Annotated in this window: 19 protein-coding genes; 7 read left to right on the top strand and 12 right to left on the bottom strand. The window is 59.7% G+C overall.

Features of this window, described 5'->3' with window-relative positions:
• Window positions 1-5: 5 nt before the first annotated feature.
• The 3 genes from D8U82_RS01375 to D8U82_RS01365 all read right to left on the bottom strand — a co-directional run bounded on the left by D8U82_RS01375 (window position 6) and on the right by D8U82_RS01365 (window position 2523).
• The gene (locus tag D8U82_RS01375) at window positions 6-818 is read right to left on the bottom strand and encodes a crotonase/enoyl-CoA hydratase family protein (protein WP_130887286.1); all 813 of its coding nucleotides are present in this window, start codon (window positions 816-818) and stop codon (window positions 6-8) included.
• A gap of 186 nt (window positions 819-1004) precedes the next feature.
• A complete protein-coding gene (locus D8U82_RS01370) occupies window positions 1005-2150 on the bottom strand; it encodes a PQQ-dependent sugar dehydrogenase (RefSeq protein WP_122698300.1) in 1146 nt (381 codons plus the stop codon).
• Window positions 2151-2202: 52 nt separating this feature from the next.
• Window positions 2203-2523 (bottom strand): hypothetical protein, encoded by a 321-nt coding sequence (locus D8U82_RS01365; protein ID WP_016774702.1) that lies wholly within the window; start codon window positions 2521-2523, stop codon window positions 2203-2205.
• 189 nt (window positions 2524-2712) lie between these two features.
• On the opposite strand from D8U82_RS01365, the gene D8U82_RS01360 reads away from it, so the two are divergent.
• Entirely contained in the window at window positions 2713-3579 is an 867-nt protein-coding gene (locus tag D8U82_RS01360; protein WP_016774700.1) for a Ku protein, read from the top strand.
• A 132-nt stretch (window positions 3580-3711) separates the two neighbouring features.
• Here the strand turns inward: D8U82_RS01360 and lpxO are convergent, their stop codons facing one another.
• A complete protein-coding gene (gene lpxO, locus D8U82_RS01355) occupies window positions 3712-4611 on the bottom strand; it encodes a lipid A hydroxylase LpxO (protein ID WP_130901515.1) in 900 nt (299 codons plus the stop codon).
• 309 nt (window positions 4612-4920) lie between these two features.
• On the opposite strand from lpxO, the gene D8U82_RS01350 reads away from it, so the two are divergent.
• The gene (locus tag D8U82_RS01350) at window positions 4921-5355 is read left to right on the top strand and encodes a hypothetical protein (RefSeq protein ID WP_024012933.1); all 435 of its coding nucleotides are present in this window, start codon (window positions 4921-4923) and stop codon (window positions 5353-5355) included.
• 33 nt (window positions 5356-5388) lie between these two features.
• On the opposite strand, the gene D8U82_RS01345 is transcribed toward D8U82_RS01350, so the two are convergent.
• The 4 genes from D8U82_RS01345 to D8U82_RS01330 form a co-directional block, all read right to left on the bottom strand.
• Complete coding sequence (locus D8U82_RS01345; protein WP_016774697.1) at window positions 5389-6333, bottom strand: class I SAM-dependent methyltransferase; 945 nt, start codon at window positions 6331-6333, stop codon at window positions 5389-5391.
• A gap of 14 nt (window positions 6334-6347) precedes the next feature.
• Complete coding sequence (locus D8U82_RS01340) at window positions 6348-7715, bottom strand: iron-containing redox enzyme family protein (protein WP_130901514.1); 1368 nt, start codon at window positions 7713-7715, stop codon at window positions 6348-6350.
• Window positions 7716-7825: 110 nt separating this feature from the next.
• Complete coding sequence (locus D8U82_RS01335; RefSeq protein WP_130901513.1) at window positions 7826-8755, bottom strand: ZIP family metal transporter; 930 nt, start codon at window positions 8753-8755, stop codon at window positions 7826-7828.
• 15 nt (window positions 8756-8770) lie between these two features.
• Window positions 8771-9997, bottom strand: coding sequence for a zinc-dependent alcohol dehydrogenase (locus tag D8U82_RS01330; protein ID WP_130901512.1), 1227 nt, complete (start codon window positions 9995-9997; stop codon window positions 8771-8773).
• A gap of 373 nt (window positions 9998-10370) precedes the next feature.
• On the opposite strand from D8U82_RS01330, the gene D8U82_RS01325 reads away from it, so the two are divergent.
• Together D8U82_RS01325 and D8U82_RS01320 are read left to right on the top strand one after the other, a co-directional pair.
• Window positions 10371-11957: an ABC-F family ATPase gene (locus D8U82_RS01325; RefSeq protein WP_016774693.1), complete on the top strand. Its 1587-nt coding sequence runs from the start codon at window positions 10371-10373 to the stop codon at window positions 11955-11957.
• Window positions 11958-12207: 250 nt separating this feature from the next.
• Window positions 12208-13395, top strand: a complete 1188-nt coding sequence (locus tag D8U82_RS01320) for an MFS transporter (protein WP_130901511.1) — start codon at window positions 12208-12210, stop codon at window positions 13393-13395.
• A 39-nt stretch (window positions 13396-13434) separates the two neighbouring features.
• Here D8U82_RS01320 and D8U82_RS01315 read toward each other — a convergent pair whose 3' ends face one another.
• Together D8U82_RS01315 and D8U82_RS01310 are read right to left on the bottom strand one after the other, a co-directional pair.
• A complete protein-coding gene (locus D8U82_RS01315; RefSeq protein ID WP_122507326.1) occupies window positions 13435-14472 on the bottom strand; it encodes a dienelactone hydrolase in 1038 nt (345 codons plus the stop codon).
• Between the two features lie 167 nt (window positions 14473-14639).
• The gene (locus tag D8U82_RS01310; RefSeq protein WP_016774691.1) at window positions 14640-15251 is read right to left on the bottom strand and encodes an FMN-dependent NADH-azoreductase; all 612 of its coding nucleotides are present in this window, start codon (window positions 15249-15251) and stop codon (window positions 14640-14642) included.
• A 126-nt stretch (window positions 15252-15377) separates the two neighbouring features.
• Here D8U82_RS01310 and D8U82_RS01305 point away from each other — a divergent pair, with 126 nt between their 5' ends.
• Window positions 15378-16286: a LysR substrate-binding domain-containing protein gene (locus D8U82_RS01305; RefSeq protein WP_130901510.1), complete on the top strand. Its 909-nt coding sequence runs from the start codon at window positions 15378-15380 to the stop codon at window positions 16284-16286.
• Window positions 16283-16642: an MmcQ/YjbR family DNA-binding protein gene (locus tag D8U82_RS01300; protein WP_016774690.1), complete on the top strand. Its 360-nt coding sequence runs from the start codon at window positions 16283-16285 to the stop codon at window positions 16640-16642. Before D8U82_RS01305 ends, D8U82_RS01300 begins: the two co-directional genes overlap by 4 nt.
• Window positions 16643-16760: 118 nt before the next feature.
• Here the strand turns inward: D8U82_RS01300 and D8U82_RS01295 are convergent, their stop codons facing one another.
• The gene (locus D8U82_RS01295; protein WP_130901509.1) at window positions 16761-17189 is read right to left on the bottom strand and encodes a DUF1294 domain-containing protein; all 429 of its coding nucleotides are present in this window, start codon (window positions 17187-17189) and stop codon (window positions 16761-16763) included.
• On the bottom strand, window positions 17186-18016 hold the full coding sequence (locus D8U82_RS01290) for an undecaprenyl-diphosphate phosphatase (protein WP_016774688.1): 831 nt from the start codon (window positions 18014-18016) through the stop codon (window positions 17186-17188). Before D8U82_RS01290 ends, D8U82_RS01295 begins: the two co-directional genes overlap by 4 nt.
• Before the next feature lie 305 nt (window positions 18017-18321).
• Between D8U82_RS01290 and D8U82_RS01285 the strand changes: the two genes are divergently transcribed.
• Complete coding sequence (locus D8U82_RS01285; RefSeq protein ID WP_122611301.1) at window positions 18322-19956, top strand: methyl-accepting chemotaxis protein; 1635 nt, start codon at window positions 18322-18324, stop codon at window positions 19954-19956.
• Window positions 19957-20071 lie beyond the last annotated feature (115 nt).

Raw genomic sequence — 20071 nt, 5'->3', positions numbered from 1 at the left:
TTAACTCAATCCAGAAATTCGGGTTTCTGTTTGCTCATGTGGGCGGCCATGGCCACGCGCAGATCGGTGGATTGCAGCATGGCGGCGTTCCAGGTGGCAACGTATTCGAGACCATCGTCGATGCGATGGTCGCGCATGTAGCTGATCATTTCCTTGGTGCCGGTCACGGCAATCGGCGACTTCGCCGCGATGTCGCGGGCAATGCCGAACACGCCTTCGAGCAGCGTGTCCTTGTCGCTGTAGACGCGATTGACCAGGCCCATGCTGCGCGCTTCCTCGGCGCCAAAGGTGCGACCGGTGTAAGCCAGTTCACGCAGCATGCCGTCTCCGATGATTCGCGGCAACCGTTGCAGCGTACCGACGTCAGCGGCCATGCCGATGTCAATTTCCTTGATGGAAAATTGCGCGTCCTCGGCGGCATAACGCATATCACAAGCCGAGATCAGATCGATCGCCCCGCCCAGGCAATAGCCCTGAATCGCAGCAAGCACCGGTTTGCGGCAGTTGTCGACGGCGTTGAACGAGGCTTGCAGATTGAGGATCTTGCGCCGCAGCAGGCGCGCATTGCGGCCCACGTCCTTGCCCAGCTCATTGGCGACGCCGGCAAGCATCATCAGGTCAATGCCGGAGGAAAAATGCTTGCCGTTACCGCTGAGGACTGCCACGCGGACTTCGTCGGTATCGTCGATCCATTGGAATATCTCGACAATCTCGCTCCAGAACGCCGCGTTCATTGCGTTGATCTTTTCCGGGCGATTGATCTGCACATGCGCGATGTTGTCGGCCAGTTCGACACTGAAGGCGGAGTATTGAGTCATGGCAGTGATCCTTTACCGGGCTGGGAAATAAGGCCCGAACTATAACAAGGCAACGGGGCGGCGGTTCGGCCAAATGCGGGACTGACTGGCGCGGCTCATTGGGGAGCAGCCGAAGGCTGCGATCTTTTTGGACGCAGAGCGTCCCGGGCTGCATTCCCACGCAGAGCGTGGGAACGATCGATTGGCTTATTTCAGCCCCAGCCTGTACAGCGAGCCATTCTCTTCATCCGTCAGCACATACAGATAGCCATCCGGCCCTTGGCGCACATCGCGGATCCGCTTGTTCAACTCACCCAGCAGACGCTCTTCATGCACGACCTTGTCGCCATCGAACTGCAGTCGAATCAGCTCCTGGGACACCAGTGCGCCGATAAACGCGTTGTGCTGCCACGGGGTGAAGCGATCGGCGTCGTAGAACGCCATGCCGGTAACCCCGGGGGATTTTTCCCAGACATGATGCGGCGCCACGGTGCCTTCAGCAGTTTTGCCCTTGGCCTCTGGAATCGGCTGCATCGAGTAATTGATGCCATGGGTCGCCAACGGCCAGCCGTAGTTTTTGCCGCGCTCGATGATGTTCACTTCATCGCCCCCACGTGGCCCGTGTTCGTTCTCCCACAGCGTGCCGGTCCACGGATTGAGCGCCGCGCCCTGCGGGTTGCGCAGGCCATAGGACCAGATTTCAGGCCTGACACCGGATTGGCCGACGAAAGGGTTATCGTCCGGCACCTTGCCATCCGGGAAGATGCGTACGACTTTGCCTTGCAACTTGTCGAGATCCTGCGCAGTCGGCCGATCGTTGTTTTCACCGAGGGTGATGAACAGATACCCGTCGCGGTCGAACACCAGCCGCGAACCGAAGTGGTTGCTCACTGAGAGTTTCGGTTCCTGACGGAAGATCACGTTGAAGTCCTTCAACGTCTTCAGGTCATCGGAAAGCCGTCCGCGCCCTACCGCCGTACCAGCCTTGCCGCCCTCACCGCCGCCTTCTGCGTACGACAGGTAGACCATGCGGTCCTGCTTGAAGTCCGGCGACAGCGCCACATCAAGCAAACCGCCCTGCCCTTTGGCCCAGACTTGCGGCACGCCACTGATCGGCTCCGACAGTTTGCCGTCCTTGCTGACGACGCGCAGATGACCCGGGCGTTCAGTCACCAGCATGCCCTTCTGATCAGGCAGAAATGCCAGCGCCCACGGATGTTCCAGGCCTTGGGCAATGGTGGTGACTTCAAGAATGCCCTGTTCGCTTTTCAGCTCCTTGGGCGCGGCGGCGAATGCCGGGGCACTGATCAGCGCGGCGGCGCAGCAGGTGGCTAGTAGGGTTTTACGCAACATGCACGATTCCTTTTGTTCGTGTGAAAGGCTGACAGAACATCAGTCCTGCCGTTCAACGGTTGCTGCCGGTGCCCCGTGGGGGCGGGTTGGGAATGAAGGTTGGCGGATTGCTCGGCACCGAGCGAATTGGCTGGCCATTGCCGATGCCGCGATTTTCAACGGTCGGCTGACGTGGCACGGGAACGGTGTTCGGCCCGCGAAGGGGCGGAGCGCTGGGCTGGGTGCCCTGCATGCTGTTGGGATTGGCCCGGCGGATCGGGCTGTTGTAGGGATTGTTGCTGTTGCCGGTAGGGCTTTGCGCCAGCACGACATCGGCATGAACCAGACCGCCACTGAGGGCAAGGACGGCGATGCCAAGCAGAAACCGGTTCATGGGAAATACCTCTCGATGTGCGTGGACTAGAGCCTTGGAGCCCACGCTACGCCGTGGGTTCGGATTTGTTAACCCTCGCGCCTTAAACAACATGTAACACGGCTTGACCGTACCGCTGGACGCCGCGCAATCACTGGAAACTTTCTCACCGCGCCACGGGTCACCTGATCATCACTCGGAGGACAGGTCATGGCTCGGGCAATCTGGAAAGGCGCAATCAGTTTTGGACTGGTACACATCCCCGTGGCGCTGGTTTCAGCGACGTCGTCCCAAGGCGTGGACTTCGATTGGCTCGACAGCCGCAGCATGGACCCGGTGGGCTACAAACGCATCAACAAGGTCACCGGCAAGGAAGTCACCAAAGAGAACATCGTCAAAGGCGTGGCCTACGAAAAGGGCCGATATGTGGTGCTCAGCGAGGAAGAAATCCGCTCGGCGCACCCCGTTTCCACGCAGACCATCGACATTTTCTCGTTCGTCGATGCCGAGCAGATTCCGCTGCAGAACATCGATACGCCCTACTACCTGGCGCCAGACAAGCGCGGCGGCAAGGTCTACGCGTTGCTGCGCGAAACCCTGAGCAAAACCAACAAGGTCGCCCTCGCCCGCGTTGTCCTGCATACCCGTCAATACCTGGCCGCGTTGATGCCGCTGGAGTCGGCGCTGGTTCTGGTGAAACTGCGCTGGCCGCAGGAAGTGCGCAGCCTTGATGAACTGGCGCTGGGCAGCGAAGTGACGAAGCCGCAACTGGCCAAGGGCGAGCTGGACATGGCCAAACGTCTGGTTGAAGACATGACCTCGGAGTGGTCGCCTGAGGACTACAAGGACGAGTTCGAAGACAAGATCATGGCGCTGGTCGAGAAGAAAGCCCACGAAGGCAAGATCGAGGACGTCGAGACCGCCACTGGCGAGGAAGAGCGCAAGACTGCCGACGTTATCGATTTGACCGAGCTGCTTAAACGCAGCCTCGGCGGCAAGGCACCGGCCAAGCCCAAGGCCAAATCAACCAGTAAGGCGGCGCCGGCGAAGAAGGCTCGGAAGGCGTCTGGGGAGTAAGCGTTGGGCCAGCTAGAGGTATGTTGGAAGTGAAACCGCCTTCGCGAGCAGGCTCGCTCCCACAGGGGTACGCATTCCAAATTGTGGGAGCGAGCCTGCTCGCGAAGAGGCCGGTACTGACGCCGCAAGCCTTCAGATCAGAATAAAGATCGCCAGCAGCGCCGCAAAAATCGTCCATTTTTCCAAGTAGTAACGCGTTCGGTTGCGCTTCTTCAACTCTTTGCCGCGCAAACGGATCTTGTAGATCTTGGTAAACAAGCGGTTGATACCACCAGTCTTGTCCCCCGCATCATTCGGCGCGCCTGCCGCTGACATCACGGTGCGGCTGAACCAGCGGTTGAACGCGGCGGCCCAGCGGTATTTCAGCGGCCGCTCAATGTCACAGAACAGGATGATGCGGTTCTGATCCGTAGTGTTTTCTGCGTAATGAATAAACGTCTCGTCGAACATCACCGCTTCGCCATCGCGCCAGTGATAGTTCTCGCCGTCGACGTTGATGTAGCAGCCGGGATCATTCGGCGTATCCAGGCCCAGGTGATAACGGTAGGAACCCGCGTACGGATCGCGGTGGCGCACCAGCTTCGAGCCCGGTGGCAGCTCGGCAAACATCGCCGCTTTGATCGAGCCGATGCTTTGCACCAGTTCGGTGGTGCGCGGGCACAGCTTCATCGCCGATGGATGGCTGTCGCCGTACCACTTGAGGTAGAAGCGCTTCCAGCCAGTCTTGAAGAAAGAATTGAAACCGACATCGTCATACTGATTCGAGCGCTTGATTTCGCCGGCACGCAACAGATTCTGGCCTTCCTCGCGAATCTCTTCCCAGTGCGCCTGCAACGGGCTCAGATCGGGAAAGTCTGCCGGGTTCAGATAGGGCTTGTTGGGAATCTTCGAAAAAAGATAGAGAAAGCAATTGATCGGGGCGAGAAACGTCGAGTGGTCACTCAGTTGCCGCCCCAGTTTGTGGCGCACGCGTCCACGCAAGTGAACGTAAGCAATGGAGATGACATAAACAGCGGCAATGATGAGTTTCACGGAAAAGAGTCACACGTCAAAAGTGAACAAACTGCGCGCGTGGCGACCTGAGGCCCAGCGTCTTATGCAGCGGTCTTGATGCACAGGGCGCGTCCTTGGCCCGCGCCGTTTCCGGGCGCTCGGTGAAAGGGTGGCATTTTAGCCACAGTTCGTAACCGATAGTGAACCCTCAACTGTGAAAAACTGTCTTGCGCGTTTGCGTGTAAAGCTCCAGCACACTTGAATCCATACAAACGCCCGTTGCTCATTTCGATGGAACCACGCTTGGCACGCGCTCCTCTATCGCTTACCAATAACGGAGGAACCCCCATGATCGCCCCAGAAACCGGTATGAAACCAGGTCAGCGCTATCGAATTGAAAGCGTCGAGCGCGCGCCGCAATTCTCTGGCTTTTTTCTCGATGGAAAGTATTACCTGGGACCTGAGTTGCAGACGGCCATCGGCTGGCTTGAAGGGCAAATATTCTTCTACGACCAGCTCGACCCGACCGGTGAGCCGGTTTATCCGGGCAGAATTGCCGGCACGATAGAAGGGCTGACGCTTGTGATGCCGGACGGCTTACGGCTGGAGATCGAAGAAGCGCCTTATCTGGCGGAACCTGCTGCGCCAGTGCGCGCTTCCGTCGCCGGGCGCATCGAGCGTATCTCGCGGCAGCCGATACGCCCTTCGCCGCTATTGGTAGCCGGGGCTGCGATGCTGGTAGGGGTTTGCCTGCTGACGATCTCGCGCATCAGAAATCGCTGAAGGCCACCGCGCGAGCAGTGGCCCAACTATCGGTCACTGCTCGCGGGTTACTGTCAGTGCGACCACGGCGATTCGCTCGGCGCGCTCGTATTCAGGCTTGAGCAGTTCCTCGCTGAACACATCCGGATCAAGCTCACGATAAGTCCAGCCAAAACGCTCGCCCTTGAGCAGAGGCGCCACGGCCTCGCGGAACGGATCCTGCCCGGCGACGATCGCCACGCCGGTGTACACCAGCAACGTACCGCCGACTTCCAGGCGCGGCAACGCCTCACGCACGATCCGCACCGACAAGCCTTCACCCAGCGCCCCGCCGCCGTGGCGATAGGCGCGCTGTTGTTCGTCGTTCATGTACGGCGGATTGGCGATGATCAAATCGAACTGCCCCTCGACACTGGCGAGCAGGTCGCTGTGATACACCGACACATTGTTTGCGCCCGCCAGCTCGGCGTTAACCGCGCTCATGCGCAGCGCCCGCGGATTGATGTCGACCGCCAGCACGTCGGCATCAGGACGTGCCTTGGCCATGACCACCGCGCCGGCGCCGCTTCCGCAGCCGATGTCCACCGCGCGTCTGATCGGCGAAAAGCGTTGCTGCAATTGCGCTTCGATGGCCTGGGCGAAGCGATAAGTGTCGGGGCCGAAGAACACCGCATCACTCGCCGTCGTCGGAAACGCCGAGTGGGCGAACAACCGGTCATTCAGCGTCGACCAGCGCACATGGCTGCGCCACACGGCGCCATCGCGTTCGACTACGCCGGCCTGCTCCAGCGTGGCCAGTTCCTCTGCGCGAAATAGCTCTGAAGGAAACGGCATCGACCAACCAAACACATCGCGCAGATCCTTGGCCAACGGCGTGGCAAAGCGCTGCAGAAATCGTTCGTGAGTCAATGGCGTTGGGGTGATGAAGTGATAACCACTGTCGAGCAGGCGCTTGCCCAACTCGAACAGGGCTCTATCGGATGTTTCTTGTGCCGACATGAAGCCTCCTTGTTTCAACGCAAGCGGGCGCGCAGTTGGATGAAGCGACGCGTCGCGAAAAGTCCGGCCGGGCGCCAGTGTCGCTGCGGTTGCAGCCAAGGCATCAACAACGCCATTTGCTCGGCGGCAGGTTTGTCGGCCAGTGCCGCTTCCAGATTGAGCAGATCGGCATCATCGTCAAAGGTTTCCTCGACAGCAGCTTCGCGGCGCACATAAGGCCGAGGCCGGGATGCCGGGCAATCCTGAGTGATCCAGTCGCGCAGCAGCTGTTTTTCATAGCCGTTGAACACACCGAACATCGCCGCATCGCTACCGTCGATCAACCGCCAGAAGCGACTTTCTTCCACCGCCTCGCCGCGCTTGATCCAGCTCTTGCGCTCCAGCGCCGAAAGAAACTCGCCCATTTGCCCCGGCGTGGCCAGCCATTGATTGATGGTGCGGTTTTCGATGCGGCAGTAATCGGAATGCATGTGCCGGCCAAAGACAGCCTTGCGCTCAAGCATGGCGATGACTTCATGGTCCAGATCGAACTCTGTGATCACGGCGGTTGTGCCCTTGCCAATGTCATTGAGGCGATAACCAACAGCCATGCGCCGATAGAACTCATCGCGCTCTTCGCCCAGCGGCATCAGTTCGAGCATTGATTGCACAGCCTTGCGCGCGTGGCCGGTGCTGGCGTTGTCGATGGTCACATGCAGGCGGAAATAGTGCGGATCGATGCCCAGCTCTGCCAATTCATAAGCACTGATCAGCAGATGCAGAGGCAGTTGTTCGTAGCCGAGATTGAAACCGATAACTTCAGGCAAAAACTGCCCGCCGAAACGTCCCAGCGCCAACTGCACCGCGCCTTGCAGAAAATACTCGTCGGCAAGACCGCTCAAATCGGAGCAGTCATGCTCGGCGAGCAGCTTGCGATAGATCACCACATGATTCTGCCGTGGCACGCCCTCTCCCAGCTCTTCCAGATAGGTATCGAGTAAATCGTCGAAACGCGGGTCCTGCCACTGCGGCAACAGCCCGGCCAGCCAGGCGCCATCGACCTCTTTGGTCGGTGCCACATGCAGAATGAAATACAACGCGTGGGATTTGTTGCGGAAATAGCGGCGCGGCGCGCCCTGCTGACGTTGCTCAAGGTAATCGGCGTACTCGGCCGCCACGCTGGCGCAGCGGGTTTCCGACCATTGCAGCAGGTCTTCGGCGCTGGCCGGCAAATCGTCAGACAGCGCAGCCGCCTTGCTCATTTGCCGGCGCAGAAAGTCCAGTGCCGCGCGATCAACCGTGGAGTCTTCCGCCAGCAATCGGTCATAGAGCCGGCGCTCGGTATCCGCCAGCGTGGATGTTTTACCCGAAGACTTCCTGGTCGGGATTTCGATCAGCGACATGACTCATTCCCCTGCGTTATTGGCATTGCCTATAAACGAAAGAGTGATTGGCGCTGAAAAAAATTCCTTTTTTGTGCGGGGCGATGCGCTCAGTGGTGTGCGTCGGTTGGCTAACCCAAAGCCGTGTCGAGAAACATCATCACGCCGAAGCCGAGCATGAGCCCGAGCGTGGCCGGTGTTTCGTGGCCGTTGCGGTGAGTTTCCGGAATCACTTCGTGGGATACCACGAAGATCATCGCACCCGCAGCCAGGCCCATCGCCACCGGGAAGCCCAGCGCGAAGCTGTTGGTGATGCCCAAACCGATGATCGCGCCCAACGGCTCCATCAATCCTGAAGCGGCGGCAATCAACGCTGCACGCACTGCGGAAATTCCGGTCACCCGCAGCGCCAACGCCACGGCCAGACCTTCGGGGATGTCCTGAATGGCGATCGCAGTAGTCAGCGGCAAGCCGATTTTCATGTTGCCGGTGGCGAAGCTGACGCCGATCGCCATGCCTTCCGGCAGGTTGTGCAACGTGATCGCCAGCACGAACAGCCAGACCCGATTGAAGCGCTTGGCTTCAGGCCCGCGCCGGCCGCTCTTTTCATGTTCGTGAGGAACGAAGCGGTCGAGGCCGACCATCAACGCTACGCCCAAGGCCATGCCGGCCACAACGACGGCAGCGGCGAGCATGGGACTGCTCACCGCCTCCTTCGCCGCCGCAATGCCCGGCAGGATCAGTGAAAAGGAACTGGCTGCCAGCATCATCCCCGCCGCGAAACCGAGCATGGTGTCTTGAGTTCGCGAAGTAATCGCCCGCAACGCCAGGGCCAGCAACGCACCGATTGCCGTGGCGGCAAAACCCGACAGCCCGCCGAGAGAAGCGAGGCGTAGCGTGTCGCGGCCGGTACTGACCAAACCGGTGTAGCCGCTGATCAGCAATAACACGGTTACACCGACCAGGGTGAGCCAGAAAATGCGCCCTCCCCAGCCCGTACGCGAAAGGCTGACGAGCCATGCGCGCACGGGGGCGGCGAACGAAGATGACGGTAGCGCCATGAAAACTCCTCAATTTCAGGTGGCCGGTGCGAACGGCGTGGTTTCATCCAGCTGCGCCAGCGGAACATCGCTGCCACCCGGGGTCAGAATCACCTTGCGGCATTCTTCCTGCTTCTTATTGAAGATCTTGTAGCCCTCGGCCGCCTGCTCCAGCGACAGCCTGTGAGTGATGATCGCTTCGGGCTGCAACTTGCCGGTTTCAATGTAGCCAAGCAGCTCCGGCAGAAAACGCTGTACGTGAGTCTGGCCCATTTTGAAGGTCAGGCCCTTGTCAAAAGCGTCGCCGAACATAAAGCCATGGATAAACCCGGCATACACCCCCGGAACGCTGACCACGCCGCCACGGCGTACAGCGGCGATGCACTGGCGCAAGGCCTTGCCGCTGCTGCCTTCAAGCTTGAGTGTAGCCATGACCGTTTCGGTGGTGCTGCCCTTGGCTTCAAGGCCGACGGCATCGACCACGGCATCGACGCCGCGATGGCCGGGAGTCTGGCCGGTAATGGTGTCGGCCGGGTCATCGTCTTCATCGAAGTTGATCGGAATCACGCCGTAGGTGCGCTGGGCATAATCGAGGCGGTACTGGTGATGGTCGACCATGAAGATCTGCTCAGCACCGAGCATTCTCGCGCAGGCTGCGGTGAGCAACCCGACCGGGCCGGCGCCGTAAATGGCCAGACTCGAACCCTGTTTGACGCCGGCATTGATCACGGCTTGCCAGGCAGTTGGCAGGATATCGGACAGGAACAGCACTTTTTCGTCCGATAGCGTGCCTGGCACCTTGAACGGGCCGGTATTGGCTTTAGGTACCCGCACCAGTTCCGCCTGGCCACCGGGAATTCCGCCATACAGACGGCTGTAGCCGAACAGCGCTGCTGGCGGCGGAATCATTTTCTTGTTCAGCGCCGCACCGGGGCCCTCATTGGTGGTCTCGCAAGCGGCGTAAAGCTCTTGCTGGCAGAAGAAGCAATCGCCGCAGGCGATCACGAACGGAATCACCACACGGTCGCCGCGCTGCACGGCCGTGACGGCTGGCCCGGTTTCTTCGACGATGCCCATGAACTCATGGCCAAAGATATCGCCGTGCTCGACGGTGGGTATTTTGCCTCGATACAGGTGCAGGTCCGACCCGCAGATGGCGGTGGCGGTGACGCGCAGAATGATGTCGTCGGCGGCTTCAAGTTTCGGGTCCGGTACGGTTTCGACGCGCACGTCATGGGCGCCGTGATAGGTCATTGCTCGCATGGCTTGGTCCTCACTCGTTTGAACAAAATGGCTGCTGCTCCACTTTCCGAAGTGAAAATGGTCGAGTGAGTTCATTCGGGTTTTCGAGATTTTGATCAGCGGATATCGGTCGCTTCTCGGACGAGCCGATGTGTACGCCCGTTTGCCTGCCATATAACTGCCGTCTGAGTTATGAGACAATGCGCGCCAATGTCCAACAAGAACCCCGTACTCGTCGCTCAGCAGCTTGCCTTCAACGGCCCCAGTTGCGGACGGCTTATGCACGTTGGCTCAACTCAAGCACAGACTGGGGGAGCTGGAAAAGCTCCAGATTGGTACGCAAGTTTGTACCAGGCACCACAGACCAGCTCTAACCCATTGATAGGTAAGGTAATTGATCTCCACAGCTAACATCACGATGCAGTTTGGCGCCAAGCCGCTGTTCGAAAACGTTTCGGTCAAATTCGGCGCAGGCAATCGCTACGGCCTGATCGGTGCCAACGGTTGCGGCAAGTCGACCTTCATGAAAATCCTCGGCGGCGATCTCGATCCGTCCGGTGGCCAGGTCATGCTCGAGCCGAACGTGCGTCTGGGTAAGCTGCGCCAGGATCAGTTCGCCTACGAAGAATTCACCGTGATCGACACCGTGATCATGGGTCACGAAGAGCTGTGGAAGGTCAAGGCCGAGCGCGATCGCATCTATTCGCTGGCGGAAATGTCCGAAGAAGACGGCATGGCCGTTGCCGAGCTGGAAACCGAGTTCGCCGAGATGGACGGCTACACCGCCGAATCCCGCGCCGGCGAACTGTTGCTGGGTCTGGGCATTCCGCTGGAACAGCATTTCGGCCCGATGAGCGAAGTTTCGCCAGGCTGGAAACTGCGCGTATTGCTGGCGCAGGCACTGTTTTCCGATCCGGAAGTGCTGTTGCTCGACGAACCGACCAACCACCTGGACATCAACACCATTCGCTGGCTGGAAAACATCCTCACCCAGCGCAACAGCCTGATGATCATCATCTCCCACGACCGTCACTTCCTGAACAGCGTGTGCACGCACATGGCTGACCTGGATTACGGCGAGCTGCGTCTGTTCCCGGGCAACTACGACGAGTACATGACCGTGGCGACCCAGTCCCGCGAGCAACTGCTGTCGGACAACGCCAAGAAGAAAGCGCAGATCTCCGAGCTGCAATCGTTCGTCAGCCGCTTCTCGGCGAACGCCTCGAAAGCCAAGCAGGCCACCTCCCGCGCCAAGGCGATCGACAAGATCCAGCTGGCCGAGGTCAAGCCTTCCAGCCGGGTCAGCCCGTTCATTCGTTTCGAACAGAACAAGAAGCTGCACCGTCAGGCGGTCATGGTCGAGAAAATGGCCAAGGGTTTCGACGGCAAGCCACTGTTCAAGGACTTCAGCTTCCAGGTTGAAGCCGGCGAGCGCGTCGCGATCATCGGCCCGAACGGTATCGGCAAGACCACCCTGCTGCGCACCTTGGTCAACGAACTGACCCCGGATGCCGGTAGCGTGAAATGGACCGACGCCGCCGAGCTGGGCTACTACGCTCAGGACCACGCTCACGACTTCGAAGACGACGTCACCCTGTTCGACTGGATGGGTCAGTGGACCCAGGGCGAGCAGATGATTCGCGGTACTTTGGGCCGGATGCTGTTCTCCAACGACGAGATCCTCAAGTCGGTCAAGGTGATCTCCGGTGGTGAGCAAGGTCGCATGCTGTTCGGCAAGCTGATCCTGCAAAAGCCGAACGTGCTGATCATGGACGAACCGACTAACCACTTGGACATGGAATCGATCGAGGCGCTGAACCTAGCGCTGGAAAACTATCCGGGCACGCTGATTTTCGTCAGCCACGACCGTGAGTTCGTATCGTCCCTGGCCACGCGCATCATCGAGCTGAGCCCGAATGGCGTGACCGACTTCAGCGGCACTTATGACGACTACCTGCGTAGCCAGGGCGTTGTTTTCTAAGAGCAGCTGCGAGTTTCAAGCTGCAAGCTGCAAGTTAAAAGCCCTGTCCGTGTGACGGGGCTTTTTGCATTCGGCGTTTGGGAATTGTGGGTGCGCAGATATTCGCGAGCAGGCTCGCTCCCACATTGATCGTTCCCATGCTCCGCGTGGGAACGATCATTAAGGCGAAGTAGTTAGCCTGCTTTCTTTTATCCCGGCCCCGCGCCATGATGTCGGCGACTCTCCCACCGCCGCCCGCGAACGAGTGCTCATGTCTGCGCAGCCACTGCCACCGCAAAGCTCCCTGGCGATCACCCTGCAGATCGTCTCCATCGTGTTCTACACTTTCATTGCCTTTCTCTGTATCGGTTTGCCGATTGCGGTATTGCCCGGTTATGTCCACGAGCAACTGGGTTTCAGCGCGATCATTGCCGGCCTGGTGATCGGCTCGCAGTACCTCGCCACCCTGCTCAGTCGGCCAATGGCCGGGCGCATGTCGGACACGCTCGGCACCAAACGGGCGATCATTTATGGCTTGTGGGGGATTGTCCTCAGTGGCGCGCTGACGTTGCTGTCGACCTTGCTGCAAAGCTTTCCGCTGACCAGCCTGTTGATCCTGATTGCCGGGCGCTTGTTGCTCGGTATCGCCCAAGGCCTGATCGGCGTCGGCACCATCAGTTGGTGCATGGGCCAGGTCGGTGTCGAGCACACCGCGAAATCCATTGGCTGGAACGGCATCGCCTCTTACGGCGCAATTGCCATTGGCGCGCCGTTAGGCGTGGTGATGGTTGCCGAATATGGTTTTGTCAGCCTTGGCCTCGCGCTGTCGGCGTTGGCGGCCGGTGCGCTGTGGTTGATCCGCAACAAGCCTTCGGTGCCGGTGATTCGTGGCGAGCGCCTCTCGTTCTGGGCGGTGTTCGGCAAGATTGCGCCGTACGGCACCAGCCTGACGCTGGCCTCGATCGGCTACGGCACGCTGACCACGTTCATCACCCTTTATTACCTCAACCGAGGCTGGACCGGCGCGGCGTACTGCCTGACCGTGTTTGGCGTGTGTTTCATTCTGTCGCGATTGCTGTTTATTTCGGCCATCGCCCGCTTTGGCGGGTTTGCCTCCGCCATCGTTTGCATGTCGGTTGAAACCGTCGGCCTGGTGATGTTGTGGCTGGCGCCCTCCACTGCGTATGCGTTGATTGGCGCAGGGCTGGCCGGGTTCGGGCTGTCACTGGTGTATCCGTCTCTGGGGGTGGAAGCGATCAAACAGGTGCCGAGTTCCAGCCGTGGTTCAGGGTTGGGGGCTTATGCGGTGTTCTTCGATCTGGCACTGGCGATTGCCGGGCCATTGATGGGCGCGGTGGCGTTGAATCTGGGCTATTCGTGGATTTTCTTCAGCGCGGCATTGTTATCGGTGACCGGGTTGGGCCTGACCTTGTTGCTCAAGCGCCGCGCACTTTCCTGAAAGCAGACAATTCAATTTCCCGTGGGAGCGGTGTTTGAGTTATTGATCCGCCGTCTGCATCCCGGCCCGTGTCGATCTGCCCAGTGCATGAGCAAAAAATCGTCCGGCCTCGGAGATCAGGTTGCGGTGTATATCCTCGCGATCCACTCCGTCGGCATCGGTGCACAACGCCGGCATGGCGCGGATCTGCTCTTCGGTGCACGGCGCCATGAACACGAAGTGCCCTGCTCCGGCCAGCAGTTTGAAGTCCGGCGCGGTGGGCAGTTTGCGCGCCAAAGCCGCAGCGTTTTTATCGAAGGCCACCAGTTTGTCGCCGTCGCCGCTGTAGAGCAGCACCGGTACGTGCACATCGGCGAGGGTATGGCGGCCGAACTTGAGGCTCAGCGGCGCCATCAGCAATAACGCGTGTACCCGTGGATCGGCCACCGGCTGCAAGTCATCGCGATCGACAATCAGCTCGCCCTGGGTGTTACAGGCGTCGTGATCGTCCGGGCGTTCCTGACAATAGCGGCGCAGACGATCCAGATCCGGTTGCGCCCCGGAAAGAATCAACGCGGTCTCGCCACCGGCCGAATAACCGATCACACCGACCTGTTCAGCGTTGACGAACGGCGCCAGCATGTTGTCGGCGAGGGTGGCGGTGATCGCTTGGGAAATCTGGATTGGCCGGCCGTAGAGATTGCTCAAAGTGCCAAGTCGGCTATGGTCGCGCCAGTTGTCGCCGGGATGAATCACCGCAACCACGACAAACCCTTTGCGCGCTAGCGACGTCGCCAGATCATGCAAGGCCAGCGGCGTGCCGGTATTGCCGTGGGACAGCATCAACATGGGAAAGCGGCCGATCGCGACCTTGGTGTCTTCACCGGCCTCGACCGAGTAACCCTCAAGCAAACTCATGTGCTCGCGGTCACTGGACGGATAAAAAGCGATGGCGCGCATCGGTTGCAGATCGAGCGGGTCGAGAAAGGTCATCTCGTGATAACCGACGCTCCAGACAGGGTGGCGCCCCGGTGCGGCCTGCACTGAATTCAGGCTGGCCAGCAGGCAAATCAGCAACAGTGCACAAAGATGCCTCATGAATGCCCTACCCTGTTGGACCACATCGTCGGATGTGCTGAAACTGCATAACCCGGGCCAGATTATGTAACAGCCAGAAACAAAAAACTCCGTATTCGGCCCTTGCGGAACCAGAATACAGAGTTTTTTGGGGATTGCCTGAACAGTCGCTGTTCTTTACGCAAGCCTTACGCGGCGGCGAACAGTTGCTCGCTGATCTTCGCTTGCGCAGCGCTCATGGCGTTGTTGCGCACTTCTTCGCCATAGGCCAGACCTTCAGCGCGGACGATTTCGATATCGGTGATGCCGAGGAAGCCCAGTACCAGCTTCAGATACTCTTCGTGAGCGATGCCGCTGGCCTGACCGGCATGGATGCCACCAGAGGTCGACACAATCACCACTTTCTTGCCGCCGCACAGGCCTTCAGGGCCGGCTTCGGTGTAGCGGAACGTCTGGCCGGCGACGGCGACGCGGTCGATCCACGCTTTCAGTTGGGTTGGAACGGTGAAGTTGTACATCGGCGCGGCAATCACCACGGCGTCGGCAGCGATGAATTCGGCCAGGGTCGAAGCGCTCAGCTCGGCTTCGTGCTGTTGCGCAGCGTCGCGCAGTTCGGCGGTGGTGCCGGCGGCAACCAGCGTGGTCGACGAGAAGTGGCTGATCGCATCGGCGGCCAGGTCGCGGTAGGTGACCACGGCGCTCGGCTCGGCGGCTTGCCAGGCGTCGACGACTTGACGGCTCAGCTGACGGGAAGCCGAGTTGTCGCCGAGAATGCTCGAATCGATATGCAAAAGTTTCATGTGGGTTCTCCTGAAAGAATCGCCGGCGGCGACGGAATGGAGACAATCCTACGCAACAAACCAATAGCTGATTAGTCGCCGACAATGCGATAGTTCGTCCCATTGATAGAACGACTGGAAACGCGCATGCAGGACCTCAACGATCTCTACTATTTCGCCAAAGTGGTTGAAGCCGGCGGATTTGCCGCCGCCGGGCGCTTGCTCGGTATTCCCAAGTCACGGCTTTCGAGAAGAATTGCCGAACTGGAAGACCGACTCGGCGCGCGTCTGCTACAACGCACCACTCGCCAACTCAATCTCACCGCCGTTGGCGAACGCTATTTGCGCCACTGTCAGGCGATGTTGCTGGAAGCGGAAATGGCTGACGAAGCGGTGGCGAGCATGTCCAGCGAACCGCGCGGGCGCTTGCGGGTGTCGTGCCCGACCGGGCTTGCCCATGAAATGCTGCCGACGGTGATCAGCGACTTTCTCGGCAAGTATCCGCAGGTGCAGCTGGAGGTCGTGCTGCTCAATCGCCGGGTCGATCTGGTCACCGAAGGCATCGATGTCGCTTTGCGTGTGCGCGATCACGGTGATGAAGACCCGTTGCTGGTCACCCGCCGCTTGCGTCAGGCCCAGGCGGTGGTGATCGCCAGCCCGGCGTTCATGCAAGGCAAGACCATCAATCATCCGCAGGACCTGAAAACCCTGCCGGTACTGGGCGCGCTGGAAGCCGATCGCATGGTGCATGTGCGCCTGCTCGATCAGCAGGGCAAGAGTGTTGATCTGAGCATGGAAGCGCGGCTGGGCATTGATGACTTCGTGGTGCGCAAGGCCTGCGTCCTGGCCGGTCAGGGTTTTACCGTGCTGCCGATGATGTTCTGCGAAACCGAATTGCGTAACGGCACACTGGTGCAAGTGCTGCCGGAATGGTCATTGCCTGGCGGCTGGCTGCAAGCGGTGTATCCGCACCGGCGCGGGGTAATGCCGGCGGTGCGCGCATGGATCGATCACTTGGTCGAATCGTTCAATGCCTGCGGGGATAGATTTCTATGAAACAGGGAAGAATGAGCGAAGCCGAGGTCGCCGAGTTTTGTCTGGCCCTGCCCGGCGCCCGGGAAGATTACAAATGGGGCGGCGTACGGGTGTTCTCGATTGCCGGCAACAAGATGTTTGCCTTGCAGGGGCTGCGAGGAGATTCGCTGGCGTTCAAGGTCGACAAGGACCTGTTTCTCGGCCATTGCGACCGCCCGGGGATTCATCCAGCGCCGTATCTGGCACGGGCGCAGTGGATCATCATGCACCCGCCCTACCCGCTGGGTGCCGAGGAATTGCAGGGTTTGTTGCAGCGATCGCATCAACTGGTGGTGAGCAAGTTGCCTAAGAAAACCCAAATCGGCCTGCTTTTGTAAGCACGCAGACTCTGTGGGAGCGAGCCTGCTCGCGAAGGCGGTTTGTCAGGCGACTCATCAGCGACGATGAGATTGCTTTCGCGAGCGGGCTCGCTCCCACAGGGATTTTCGGTGGACGTTAAATCAGCGACAGCAAGTTCGATCCGAGGAAAATCTGGTCAATCCAGAACACCTGATGCAACAACACGATCGCCCAGAACAGAATCTGAAACGATACTTTGCGCGTCTTGTGCCGAAACACCTGCTGAGCGATCAAAGCTCCCGGCCAGCCGCCCGCCAGTTCTACCGCATGCAGGATGTTTTCCGGCGTGCGCCAGGCATCGGCGCGGGCCTTGCGTTTGTCGGCCCAGTACAGAAAGAACGCCAGCACACTGACAATCCCGTACGCCGCCAGCGGCACCCGCGAGATGCCGCTGAGCCAAATCGACAGCGAACCGAACAGCGGCAGCGCGCAGACGATCAGCAACATCACAAGCTTCAATTTCAGATGCTGAACGCGGCCGCCTGTAGGTCGTCCCTCAGGGCGGGGCGTGCGCGGATCATTCATGCCTTCGCTGCCGACCAATCCACCCAGCCGAACTGCCAGGTCGCCAGAATGAACAGGCCGAACGCAATCCGGTACCAGGCAAACGCTGCATAACTGTGGCTGCCGATGAACTTGAGCAGGCCGCGTACAGCGATCATGGCGAAGATGAACGCCGTGACGAAACCAATGGCGAACACCGGGAAATCCGCCGGCACGAACAGGTCGCGGTATTTGTAGCCCGAATACACTGCCGCACCGACCATGGTTGGCATGGCGAGGAAAAATGAAAACTCGGTGGCCGTCTTGCGTGACAGGCCGAAAAGCAAGCCACCAATGATCGTCGAGCCGGAACGCGAGGTGCCTGGAATCATCGCCAGACATTGCGCGAAGCCGATTTTCAGCGCGTCGGTCCAGCGAATCTCGTCGACGGTTTCGGCATGCACTTCATGCTGGCGCTGTTCGGCCCACAACATGATGATTCCGCCGATGACCAGCGCCGCCGCCACGGTGATCGGGTTGAACAGATATTCGTGGATCAGATCGGCAAAAATTACGCCGAGCACTACGGCCGGCAGGAAGGCGATCAGCAGGTTGGCGGTGAAACGCCGTGCGCTCGGCTGGGTCGGCAGGCCGATCACCACGTCGAGGATCTTGCGCCGAAATTCCCAGACCACCGCGAGGATCGCGCCGAGCTGGATGATGATGTTGAACGCCATGGCCCGTTCGCCGCCGAAGTTCAGCAAGTCGGCGACGATGATCTGGTGTCCGGTACTTGAAATGGGCAAAAACTCCGTCAGCCCTTCTACAACTCCTAGAATCAGTGCCTGCAAGGCGGTCCAAAGATCCATCAATCCCCCAGAGAGCGATGCGCGCGGGCATGCCCCGATAGTATTTTTTCGTTCACTGCGTCCAGCGTAGCCGGTAAAAGCTGTAGCGATTGCGCGCGCACAGGATCCACACGAAACGGTAAAAATTCCGTGAAATATCAAAACCGGATTCAGGTTTTCGCGCGCGGGGCCGAAATCCTAACAGACAAGCCTTAATAGCGCTCCCCGCGTTAGGCGGCTCAAGTCGCGCAATCGCAAGCCCACAGCGGTGGCTGGATGCTGGCGATCGTTTAATTACAAGAACAAGAATCCGGAGTGACAGCGTTATGAACAGCTTGCGCAGTGTGTCGATCAGCCGACGCTTGTGGCTCATCTTGATCGTGGCGGTGGTCATGTTGCTGACCTTGGGCGTGCTGATGCTCAAGCAGATCCACGACGACCTCTACCACGCCAAGGCGCAGAAAACCCAGCACGTGGTGCAGACCGCCAGTGGCCTGCTGACTTATTACCACGGCCTGGAAACCGCCGGCACCCTGACCAGGGATGCCGCGCAAAAGCAGGCGCTGACCGCGATCCGTGGCCTGCGCTATGACCAGAGCGACTACTTCTGGATCAACGACCTCACGCCCGTGATGGTCATGCACCCGACAAATCCCAAGCTCGAAGGCCAGAATCTCTCGGCGATCCGCGACCCGGACGGCTTTGCGGTGTTCAACGAGATGGTCGCCATCGCCAAGGCCAAAGGCGCGGGCATGGTCAATTATCGCTGGCCGAAACCGGGGGCGACCGATCCCGTTGCGAAGACTTCGTACGTGAAATTGTTCGAGCCGTGGGGCTGGGTAATCGGTTCCGGCGTTTACGTCGACGATGTTCAGGCGGAATTTCAGGAACAAATGATCAAGGCGTCGGCGATCGGCCTGGCGATTGCGCTGATCATGGCGCTGCTGGTGATCCTGATCGCACGCAGCATCGTCCGTCCGTTGCAGGAGACCGTGAATGCCATGGCGAACATCGCCAGCGGCGAAAGCGACTTGACCCGCAGCCTCGATACCCACGGCAAGGATGAGGTCACTGAACTGGCCCATCACTTCAATGCCTTCACCGCCAAGTTGCGCCGAGTGATTGGTGATCTGCAGGTCTCGGCCAGCGCTTTGGGTCAGTCGTCCAGTGAGCTGGGCAACGATGCCTCGCAAGCGCAGCAGCGCAGTCAGCAGCAATCGCAGCAGATGGAACTGGTCGCCACGGCGATCAACGAAGTCACCTACGGCGTGCAGGACGTGGCGAAAAACGCCGAACACGCCGCCGCCGAAATGCGTGATGCCGAAGCGCAGGCGCAACAGGGCCAGATCAACATTGACGGCAGCCTGCAACAGATCGACAAGCTCTCCGGCACGATCGATCAGGCGGTGGAAGTGATCCGCACCCTGGCGGCGGAGAGCACGCAGATTGGCAGCGTGCTGGAAGTGATTCGCTCGATTGCCGAGCAGACCAACCTGCTGGCCTTGAACGCGGCCATTGAAGCGGCGCGCGCGGGGGAACAGGGTCGCGGGTTTGCCGTAGTCGCCGATGAGGTGCGCTTGCTGGCTCAGCGTACGCAGAAATCGACCGCTGAAATTCAGTCGATGATCGAGCGTTTGCAGAATCACTCGGAGGCTGCGGTGAAGGTGATCGGCGACAGCAGCAAGGCCTCGCAATTGACCATCGAGCAGGCGGGACTGGCCGGGGCGAGCCTTAATGCAATTGGCCAGGCGTTGCGTAATCTCAATGGCCTGAATGCGTCGATTGCCAGCGCTACCTTGCAACAGGCGCAGGTGGTTGAGGACATCAACCAGAACGTGACCCAGGCGGCCGGGCTTTCCCATAGCACCGCGTTGGCGGCTGAGCAATCCAGTGCAGCCAGCTTGCGCCTTGGGCAACTGAGCGAACAGCTCAACGGGTTGCTGCGCCAGTTCCGGGTCTGACCGGTCACCGAGGTGAGCCCACCCCTCACCCCAGCCCTCTCCCCGAGGAGAGGGAGCAGATCACTGGGCTTTTCATGATCTGCGTTCGACGCGATATTCCAGGTCAGCGTACCTC

It is taken from the genome of Pseudomonas sp. Sample_23 (assembly GCF_004307595.1).
Lineage (GTDB): Bacteria > Pseudomonadota > Gammaproteobacteria > Pseudomonadales > Pseudomonadaceae > Aquipseudomonas > Aquipseudomonas atacamensis.
This window is presented reverse-complemented; position numbering and strand designations above follow the sequence as displayed.

Coding starts and splice junctions, on each gene's coding strand:
- D8U82_RS01350 (WP_024012933.1), top strand. CDS start 4,921: ATGATCGCCCCAGAAACCGGTATGAAACCAGGTCAGCGCTATCGAATT.
- D8U82_RS01330 (WP_130901512.1), bottom strand. CDS start 9,997: ATGCGAGCAATGACCTATCACGGCGCCCATGACGTGCGCGTCGAAACC.
- D8U82_RS01340 (WP_130901514.1), bottom strand. CDS start 7,715: ATGTCGCTGATCGAAATCCCGACCAGGAAGTCTTCGGGTAAAACATCC.
- D8U82_RS01310 (WP_016774691.1), bottom strand. CDS start 15,251: ATGAAACTTTTGCATATCGATTCGAGCATTCTCGGCGACAACTCGGCT.
- D8U82_RS01370 (WP_122698300.1), bottom strand. CDS start 2,150: ATGTTGCGTAAAACCCTACTAGCCACCTGCTGCGCCGCCGCGCTGATC.
- D8U82_RS01320 (WP_130901511.1), top strand. CDS start 12,208: ATGTCTGCGCAGCCACTGCCACCGCAAAGCTCCCTGGCGATCACCCTG.
- D8U82_RS01365 (WP_016774702.1), bottom strand. CDS start 2,523: ATGAACCGGTTTCTGCTTGGCATCGCCGTCCTTGCCCTCAGTGGCGGT.
- D8U82_RS01335 (WP_130901513.1), bottom strand. CDS start 8,755: ATGGCGCTACCGTCATCTTCGTTCGCCGCCCCCGTGCGCGCATGGCTC.
- D8U82_RS01360 (WP_016774700.1), top strand. CDS start 2,713: ATGGCTCGGGCAATCTGGAAAGGCGCAATCAGTTTTGGACTGGTACAC.
- D8U82_RS01315 (WP_122507326.1), bottom strand. CDS start 14,472: ATGAGGCATCTTTGTGCACTGTTGCTGATTTGCCTGCTGGCCAGCCTG.
- D8U82_RS01285 (WP_122611301.1), top strand. CDS start 18,322: ATGAACAGCTTGCGCAGTGTGTCGATCAGCCGACGCTTGTGGCTCATC.
- D8U82_RS01290 (WP_016774688.1), bottom strand. CDS start 18,016: ATGGATCTTTGGACCGCCTTGCAGGCACTGATTCTAGGAGTTGTAGAA.
- D8U82_RS01300 (WP_016774690.1), top strand. CDS start 16,283: ATGAAACAGGGAAGAATGAGCGAAGCCGAGGTCGCCGAGTTTTGTCTG.
- D8U82_RS01375 (WP_130887286.1), bottom strand. CDS start 818: ATGACTCAATACTCCGCCTTCAGTGTCGAACTGGCCGACAACATCGCG.
- D8U82_RS01295 (WP_130901509.1), bottom strand. CDS start 17,189: ATGAATGATCCGCGCACGCCCCGCCCTGAGGGACGACCTACAGGCGGC.
- D8U82_RS01305 (WP_130901510.1), top strand. CDS start 15,378: ATGCAGGACCTCAACGATCTCTACTATTTCGCCAAAGTGGTTGAAGCC.
- D8U82_RS01345 (WP_016774697.1), bottom strand. CDS start 6,333: ATGTCGGCACAAGAAACATCCGATAGAGCCCTGTTCGAGTTGGGCAAG.